The sequence below is a fragment of the Rhodococcus sp. ENV425 genome, from assembly GCF_002887785.1.
Lineage (GTDB): Bacteria > Actinomycetota > Actinomycetes > Mycobacteriales > Mycobacteriaceae > Rhodococcus > Rhodococcus aetherivorans.
Window position 1 is genome coordinate 25,133 of the sequence record NZ_PCZU01000247.1, and the last position, 8,154, is coordinate 33,286.

Genomic DNA, 8,154 nt, shown 5'->3' on the forward strand with positions numbered 1-8,154 from the left:
CCCCCGCCGCAGCAGATCCCCGATGCCACGTGGCTGCAGGCGTACAACGGCAACTACAACCGCTGCAGCGACCTGAGCTACGCGCAGGTCGGGATCGTGGGGGCGACGGGATCGTCGCCGACCCACCTGCTGTTGTTCCACCGCGGCGAGTATGTCGGCACCGCCACGCCGTGCGCGCTGAACCCGGCGGTGGTCGCAACGGCGTTCGACTCCATCGACGTCGAATACAACTACCCGCGCGAGGGCGAGCCGAACGCGGCCGCCACCGGTTTCGCGGAGCTGACGTTCACGTGGTCCGACGGCGGGGTCGTCACCGACGGGCGACTGCCGGACGAGTACCTGGAGTCGACGGGCTGCGACGAAATGCGGTGACATCGCCGGGCACTTCGATTGCCGCGGCATCGACGCGAACGTCGGTACGATCGCGGCAAGGTCGGGAAGCCACCCTCAGGACTGCCCGACGGAACAGACAAGGCAGAAACGATGGCAGTCGCCCCCATTCCGGTGGACCAGCGTGTGATCGGGATCGATTCGCGGCGCTTCGCCTCGATCGAGAAGGCGCTCGTCGAACTGATCACCAACAGTGACGACAGCTACTCCCGGCTGGACAACGGCCGCGCGCAGGCGAACGGCCGCATCGACATCACCTACGAGCGCCACCAGTCGGGTGCGGTCCTGCAGGTCACCGACCATGCCGAAGGGATGCCGTTCGATCAGGCCGCCCGCATCCTGGCGTACGGGGCAGCCCACAGCCCGCTGTCGCGGGGCGAGGGCCATGGGCGGGGCTACTTCGGGCGCGGCCTCAAGCAGGCCGTGTTCGGTGTCGGCGCCGGAACGGTCGAGACCGTCAAGGACGGCCGGCTCACCCGCATCGACCTCTTCCGCGGCGAGAACGGCGGCTACCTCTACGACGACCACGGCGGCGACCTGCCTGTCTCCGACGACGACCGCGAACGCCTCGGCATCCCCGGGAACGGTACCCGGGTGACGTTGGTCGTGGAGAACCCGCACGTGGTCATCTCCCGGTACCAGACCGTGGTTCAGGCGCTGTCCGACAACGTCTACCTGCGTGAGGTGCTGTCGCGGCGGAGCGTGGAGGTGGTGCACGTCGCCGGTCGGCACGAGATCCAGCGCAGCGGCCGGGTGCTCTTCGACGAACCCCCGGCGCTCGTGCTGATCGGTCCGGACGCGCCCGGCAGCTTCGACTTCGACGGCGACGAGTACACCTTCACCCTCACCCTGAAGCGGGCCGAAGGTGCCGAGCTGACCATGTCGGGGGACGAGCGCACGAACGGTCTCGTCGTCGTCTCGGGCCTCGCCGTGCTCGACTGTCAGATGTTCGAGTACGAGAACCAGGTGGGCGCCGAGTACCTGTTCGGCACCGTGCACTGCGCGGCCCTGATCGAGCGGCTCGGGCAGGGTGAGCCGATCATCAGCGACGAGCGTGAGGGTCTGAACCACAAGGACCGGTTCGTCGCCGCATTCTCGCATGCGGTCAGCGTTCGGCTCGCCGAATATGTGCTGGCCGAACGCGATCAGCTCAGACACCTCGAGCACGCGATAACCTCCGAGCACACCGCGCACATGATCGACCGGCTGCTGCACCGGATGAGCGAGTCGGCGATCCGGGATCTCGGGATCGGGCCGGCGCCGGCATCGGCACCGCTGACGACCGCGACCGGCACGGGGAAGTCGGTCGTCCTTCAATTCACGACGCCCTTCTACTACCGCAGGCCCGGCCATCGGTTCCACGTCACTCTGGAAGTCGACACCGAGCGCCTGCCCGGCGACGACAGGCTGACGATCACGTACACGCTGCCCGACTCGATGCGGATCGACCCCCGGCCCGCCGAGATTGCCGTGGAGCAGAAGGCCGGTGTGCAGCGGCTGGAATGGACGGTCGTCGGCGAGGCGGCCGGGGAGCGCGGCGAGATCATGGTGCGGTCCGGGGCGTTCTGGGCGTGGTGCGAGATCGTCATCGCCGAGAACGCGCCGTCGCCGCACCATGTGCCGCGCCCGCACACCCCGCCCCATCCGGAGGAACATCGACGGCCGCCACGCGACCACGGCGAGGACATGTTCGTCGGCTACGACCTGCGCTATCTCGGGGACGACGGTGGACGTGCCGTGTACGACCCCGAGCAGCGAACGATCCTCATCAACACCGGCGACCCCACCGTGCAGCTGTATCTCGACGGCCGGGGCCGGTTCCGGGACGCGGCACGACTGCTGCTGGCCGAGTTGTTCCTCGACGTGATCGCCGGCGAGTTGGCGCGCCGATCGCTCGAGAACAGGGGCTTGCAGGACGACGTCCACGCCTATACCGCCGCCAAGCAGAAGATCGTCCGCCGCTACGGCGCGCAGATCCACAAGTCGTTCAGCTGACCGCGATTCGGGGTGGTGCCGTGACGAATGCACGCGGACCGGCCGGGAGTCCGTCCCCGGACGCGATGCTCGAGGTCGCGCTCGCGGAGGCCCGGCTCGGCCTCGCCGAGGGCGGCATCCCGATCGGCGCGGCCCTGTTCGCCGCCGACGGGACGCTGCTCGGCCGCGGCCACAACCGGCGGGTGCAGGAGGGGGACCCGTCGCTGCACGCCGAGACCGCCGCCTTCCGGGCCGCGGGCCGCCGGCGCGACTACCGCTCGACGATCATGGTGACGACGTTGTCGCCGTGCTGGTACTGCAGCGGCCTGATCCGGCAGTTCGGCATCGGCGCGGTGGTGATCGGGGAGAGCGTCACGTTCACCGGCGGCCACGACTGGCTCGCGGAGCACGGGGTCGAGGTGACGGTGCTGAACGATCGACGCTGCATCGACATGATGGCGACGTTCGTCGCCGAGCACCCGGACCTGTGGCACGAGGACATCGGCGTCACACCCCCCGAGTAGGGGCGATCACCGAGTAGGAGCGATCACCGGGCCGTCGGTGGGGGAGCGGCCGGTTCGCACCCCTCGACGGTGATGCGGGCCAGTTCCGCGACGAAGTCCGCCGTGCTCCGGGACGCCGCGAGCGCTCGCCGCTGACGGCGCGCGCCGTTGCCCCGGCGCAGGATCCGCCGCACCGACGCGCGCGCGGACGGGAAGTCGCCGGCCTCCTCGAGGCCGGGCCGCACGTGCTCGAGCAGCGAGCCCAGCAGCCGGGCGGCGGGGACGGGCCGTTGCGTCAGCGGGTCCATCCCGTAGCCGTCGATGCCCTCCCGCGCGGCGCGCCAGCACGCGGCCTTCAGCCGGTCGGCCTCGAGCCGGGGCGCCGGGTCACCGCGGTGGACGGCGGTGAGCGCGGTGGACACGAGTCCGCGGACGAGGGTGGCGGCGGTGACGGTCTCCTCGATCGTGGCGGGCACGTCGCAGACCCGGATCTTGAGGGTGGGCAGGTGCGGCGAGAGCCGGATGTCCCAGTAGACCATCGCGGGGTCGAGGACGGTGCCGGCGTCGAGCATCATGGCGACGACGTCGTCGTAGTGCCGGGCGGACCGGAAGAAGGGCGGCGGCCCCCCGCTGCCCCAGCGCCCCCACTGGATGTGACGCCAGCTGGCGTAACCGGTGTCGGCGCCGGCGGTGACGGACGAGTTCGCCGTGAGCGCGAGCAGGGCGGGCAACCAGGGCCGCAGGTGATTGCAGACCTGCACCGCGACGTCGCGATCGGGCACCCCGACGTGGACGTGACAGCCGCAGATCACCTGATCGGTCACCACCCCGAAGTGCTCGGCCATCCGCCGATACCGGGCGGCGTCCGTGAGCGCCCCGGGCGGGGTGGTGTCGAACGGGGGCACTGCCGCCGCGAGCAGGCGGGACCCGGCGCGTGCGGCCGCCGCCGCCGCCACCGTGCGCGAGACGCGCAGTTCCTGCCGCAGGTCGTCGATCCGGGTGCAGACCGGTGTGGCGGTCTCGACCTGGCAGCGCGACAGCTCGAGCTGGAGGTCGAGCCCGGACTCGCGGGCATCGGCCACGACGGCGGCGTTGCTCAGCCGGGGCCGGCCGGAGTCGGCGTCGACGAGCAGCAACTCCTCCTCGACGCCCATGGTCAGCAGCCGGCCCGGGACATCGCCACGGTCGGATCCGGCACGGCGCGGCAGCGTGGACGTCATCGTCTCCTCCAACCGGAACGGCCGAAACAGCTCGGCAGGACCGTGGCTCCAGCCTGGCACGCGTCCCGGGCAGGTGGGAAGAGAACGGGAGGGAAATCAGGCGGCGCCGACGGCGTGGATACCGCGTGCCCACTGCTGCAGCGGCCGGTCTCCGAGTGCGATCGCGAGGGATTCGAGGGTGCGGACGCGGTCGGCCAGCTGGTCCGCGAGGACGTGTTCGAGGGCGGCGACGCTGCGCCTGTCCGCCGAGCCGGCGATGGTGGCGATGCAGTCGCTCAGCCGCGCCGCCCGAGACGACGACTTCGCGGATGTCGTGTGCGAATGCAGAATTCGTTCGAGGGTGTCGCATCGTTCCGACAAATAGCGAATGTCCGCCGCAATTTGCTGCTTCGCCATCGGATGCGAGCTGCGCTCGTGGCGAATTTCGAGTATCTGCAGTTGCGTCCGCACCAATTGGTGTACGGCCCGAATCTGGTCGCTCAGTGCGCTCGTGTTCGTGTTCATCGGGTTCCCTCTGCCGAATTCGATGATAGCCCCCGCGCCGGGCGATCCGGCGCATACCGGAGAATCTCGACTTCCGGCCGAGAAAGGACAGAAACGACGTTTCGGAATTCGGATCGGCACGGCCGCGAAGGGAAACGGCGACGAGGAGCGCCGCAGCAATTGTTGCCGCCTCCCACACCGGGCCGGTCACCGCGTCGGTGCGACCCGCTGCCGCGCCCGCGGCGAGATGCCGGGGCCGGGAGCCGTCCGCCGCGGGCGGTGCGAGCTCAGTCCTCGGGCAGCGGCGCCGACCAGAGCAGGCGGGTGCCGCCGGTGTCGACCGCGGTAGCGGTGAAGGTGCCCGCGACCTCCTCGGCGCGGGAGGCGAGGTTGTGCAGTCCGCTGCGCGCGACGGTGGCGGGAATGCCGACGCCGTTGTCGGTGACGTCGATGGTGAGGTAGTCGTCGACCGACACGGTGACGGTGACGTTGTTCGCGCCGGAGTGGTGCACCACGTTGCTCATCGCCTCCCGCAGCACCGCCTCGGCGTGATCGGCGAGGGGCCCGGTGACCACGTTGAGCGGCCCGGACATGCGCACGACGGTCCGCAAGCCGACGTCGGCGGTGTGTTCGGCGACGATGTCGTGCAGGGCCTGCCGCAGTTGCCGGGTGCCCTCCATCCCGCCGTGCAGGTCGAAGATCGCGGTGCGCACGTCGGTGATGATGCTCTGCACGTCGTCGATCATGTCCGCCAGGCGCCCGCGGATCTCCGGCGCCCGGGTGCGGGCGTGGGTGCTCTGCAGGTTCAGGCCGTGGGCGAACAGCCGCTGAATGACGTGATCGTGCAGGTCCCGCGCGATGCGGTCCCGGTCGGCGAGCACGGTCAGAGAGTTGAGCCGTCGCTGGTCGTCGGCCAGCTTCAGCGCGAGCGCCGCCTGATCGGTGAAGGAGGTGGCGAGGAAGAGCTGACGGTCGTCGAACGGCTCCCGCCCCGGATCGCGAATGACCGACAGCACCCCCGAAATGGTGTCGGTCGACGCGCGCAGCGGCAGCAGCAGCGCCGGCCCGTGCCGGTCGCCGTCACCGTCGAACTCCGTGACCTGCAGAGGCTCGCCGCACCGGTACACGGTTCCGGTCGCGGTCCCTTCGACCCGGATCCGCTTGCCCCCGAACCCGGACGGGTCCGAACCGGCGTATGCGGTGACGATCAGGGCCGCGACCTCCTCCGGCGGCACGTCGGGATCCTCGGGTTGGGCGATCTGCACGTGGTCCGCCTCCGACAGGGCCAGCGCGCGTCGGGCGATCAGGCCGAGCACCTCCTCCGGGTCGGTGTCGGCGAGCAGCTCGGCGCGGATCTCGCTCGTGGCCTCCTGCCAGCGCTGCCGCAGCCGGGCCTCCTCGAACAGGCGCGCATTGTCCACCGCGATGCCCGCCGCGGCCGCGAGGGCCTGCACGATCACCTCGTCGTCCTCGGTGAACGACTGACCGTTGGCCTTCTCGGTGAGGTAGAGGTTGCCGAACGCCTCACCGTGCACCCGGACCGGGACACCCAGGAAGGTCCGCATGGGCGGGTGGTGGGCCGGGAAGCCGGACGAGGCCACGTGCTGGGCCAGATTGTCGAGGCGGATCGGTTTCGGCTGTTCGATCAGCAGTCCGAGCAGTCCGTGGCCGGTGGGGAGGTCGCCGATCAGCGCGCGGGTGTCTGCGTCTATGCCCTCGTACACGAAGTTCTGCAATCCGTCCCCGCGGCGGTTGAGGACGCCCAGGGCGCCGTAGCGGCAGTCCACGAGCTCGATCGCGGCGTGCACGATGCGCTCGAGGGTCGCCTCGAGCTCGAGCCCGGACGCGACCGTGAGCACGGCCTCGAGCAGACCGTCGATCTGATCGCGTGCGACGATCACCTGGTCGATGCGGTCCTGGACCTCCGCGAGCAGTTCCCTCAGTCGCAGCTGCGAGAGCGTCCCCGCGAGCAACGTTTCCTCGTCGGCGGCCATCGTTCACCCCTTCGGTGGATTACGTCCCGTGCGCCGCGTGCCGGGCCGCTTCGAAAGGCCCGGTTTTTCCCATTGTGCCGAGGGTAATCCGTGGGTCACCCCCGGCGCGGTGACTTGCGCCCCGGTGGTGACGACTTTGGACCCTGCCGCGGGCCGCCTCGACGGGCGAGGGTGGAGTGCGGAGATGTCTTTGCAGGAGGGAAAGCCCAGGATGACGACGGGTCCGGAAGCTCCGCTGGCGCCGGGTCGATGCATGGCGTTGCTGCGGTCGGTGCCGACCGGCCGTCTGGTCTACACCGACGGGGCGTTGCCCGCGGTGCACCCGGTGACCTTCGCGGCGCCGAACGGCGAGATCGTCGTTCCCACCGGCGATGACGGGTGGTTCGAGCGTTTCGACGGCAGGCTGCTCGCCTTCCATGCCGAACAACTCGAGGCGCCGACTCGGTCGGGGTGGAGCGTGGTCGCGATCGGCCGCGCCCGGCTCGCGCGCGGCACGGACGGTCTCCGCGGATTCGACGGCGCCGGCGGCCTGCCGTGGGGCATCGGCACGGAGGATCCCCTCCTCGTCATCGACGTCGAGCACATCAGTGGGCGTCGTGCCACGCTGCCGTGGTGGCCCGGCGAGCGCGGTTGACCATCCAGTCCCCGAGCCGACCGTGAGCCGGCACACCGTGCGGTACCGTGCTGACCGGGGATTGGAGGCTGCCGCATGGTCAAGGTCTTTCTCGTCGACGACCACGAGGTCGTCCGCCGTGGCATCGCGGACCTGCTCACCACGGATCCCGAACTGACGATCGCGGGGGAGGCGTCGTCGTACGGCGAGGCTCTCGTGCGGGTACCTGCCGTAGAACCCGACGTCGCCGTGCTCGACGTCCGGCTCCCCGACGGCAACGGCATCGAGCTGTGCCGGGAACTGCTCTCGCAGATGCCGCGACTGCGCTGCCTGATGCTGACCTCGTTCACCGACGAGCAGGCGATGCTCGACGCGATACTCGCCGGCGCGAGCGGCTACGCGCTCAAGGACATCCGCGGCACCGAGCTGATCCAGGCCGTGCGGGACGTCGGGGCAGGCAGGTCCCTGCTCGACAGCCGCGCCGCGACCACGCTGATGGCGAAGCTGCGCGCCGACACCAGTAACGACGGCGGACCGTATGCGAACCTGACCGATCAGGAACGGACCCTGCTCGCGCTGCTCGGGGAGGGGCTGACCAACCGTCAGATCGCCGAACGGATGTTCCTGGCCGAGAAAACGGTGAAGAATTACGTGTCGCGGCTCCTGGCCAAGCTCGGGGTCGAACGCCGCACCCAGGCCGCGGTACTGGCGACGAAGGTGCCGCCGAGACGCCCCGGCGGGCGCTGAACGTTCCGTCGCCGCCCCGCCCGGGCGTTGCCGACGGCAGGACGGGCACCATGACGGACGACCGGCCCCGATTCGAGCGGCTGAGCCCGCTCGACGTAGGGAACCTGCGCGTCGAGGACCGCGGGGTGCCCATGCACGTGGCCGCGCTCGCCGTCCTGGACGGAGCGCCGCTGCGCGATGCGGCCGGACGCCTCCGGCTGGCGGCGATCCGCGAGCACGTCGCGCGGCGC

8 protein-coding genes and 1 pseudogene are annotated in these 8,154 nt (G+C 70.5%); 6 read left to right on the forward strand and 3 right to left on the reverse strand.

Annotated features, from left to right (window positions below; genetic code table 11):
- The 3 genes from CQZ88_RS31540 to CQZ88_RS21605 all read left to right on the forward strand — a co-directional run.
- Positions 1-372: LppP/LprE family lipoprotein (locus CQZ88_RS31540; protein ID WP_258008718.1), on the forward strand; the 372-nt coding region annotated here is incomplete at its 5' end.
- Positions 373-483: 111 nt separating this feature from the next.
- Positions 484-2,385 carry an ATP-binding protein gene (locus tag CQZ88_RS21600; RefSeq protein WP_102800293.1) on the forward strand — a complete coding sequence of 634 codons (1,902 nt, stop codon included), beginning with the start codon at positions 484-486 and terminating at the stop codon, positions 2,383-2,385.
- Between the two features lie 65 nt (positions 2,386-2,450).
- Complete coding sequence (locus CQZ88_RS21605; protein WP_029543547.1) at positions 2,451-2,888, forward strand: nucleoside deaminase; 438 nt, start codon at positions 2,451-2,453, stop codon at positions 2,886-2,888.
- A gap of 23 nt (positions 2,889-2,911) precedes the next feature.
- Here CQZ88_RS21605 and CQZ88_RS21610 read toward each other — a convergent pair whose 3' ends face one another.
- From CQZ88_RS21610 to CQZ88_RS21620, 3 genes are all read right to left on the reverse strand, one after another.
- A complete protein-coding gene (locus CQZ88_RS21610; protein ID WP_102800294.1) occupies positions 2,912-4,087 on the reverse strand; it encodes a glutamate--cysteine ligase in 1,176 nt (391 codons plus the stop codon).
- A gap of 96 nt (positions 4,088-4,183) precedes the next feature.
- The gene (locus CQZ88_RS21615) at positions 4,184-4,750 is read right to left on the reverse strand and encodes a hypothetical protein (RefSeq protein ID WP_235431208.1); all 567 of its coding nucleotides are present in this window, start codon (positions 4,748-4,750) and stop codon (positions 4,184-4,186) included.
- A 107-nt stretch (positions 4,751-4,857) separates the two neighbouring features.
- Positions 4,858-6,564 (reverse strand): GAF domain-containing sensor histidine kinase, encoded by a 1,707-nt coding sequence (locus CQZ88_RS21620; protein ID WP_006930700.1) that lies wholly within the window; start codon positions 6,562-6,564, stop codon positions 4,858-4,860.
- 211 nt (positions 6,565-6,775) lie between these two features.
- Between CQZ88_RS21620 and CQZ88_RS21625 the strand changes: the two genes are divergently transcribed.
- From CQZ88_RS21625 to CQZ88_RS31545, 3 genes and pseudogenes are all read left to right on the forward strand, one after another.
- On the forward strand, positions 6,776-7,198 hold the full coding sequence (locus tag CQZ88_RS21625) for a pyridoxamine 5'-phosphate oxidase family protein (RefSeq protein ID WP_029543553.1): 423 nt from the start codon (positions 6,776-6,778) through the stop codon (positions 7,196-7,198).
- Between the two features lie 75 nt (positions 7,199-7,273).
- Entirely contained in the window at positions 7,274-7,924 is a 651-nt protein-coding gene (locus CQZ88_RS21630) for a response regulator transcription factor (protein ID WP_050035190.1), read from the forward strand.
- Between the two features lie 50 nt (positions 7,925-7,974).
- Positions 7,975-8,154: pseudogene (locus CQZ88_RS31545) on the forward strand (wax ester/triacylglycerol synthase family O-acyltransferase); the annotation flags it as partial.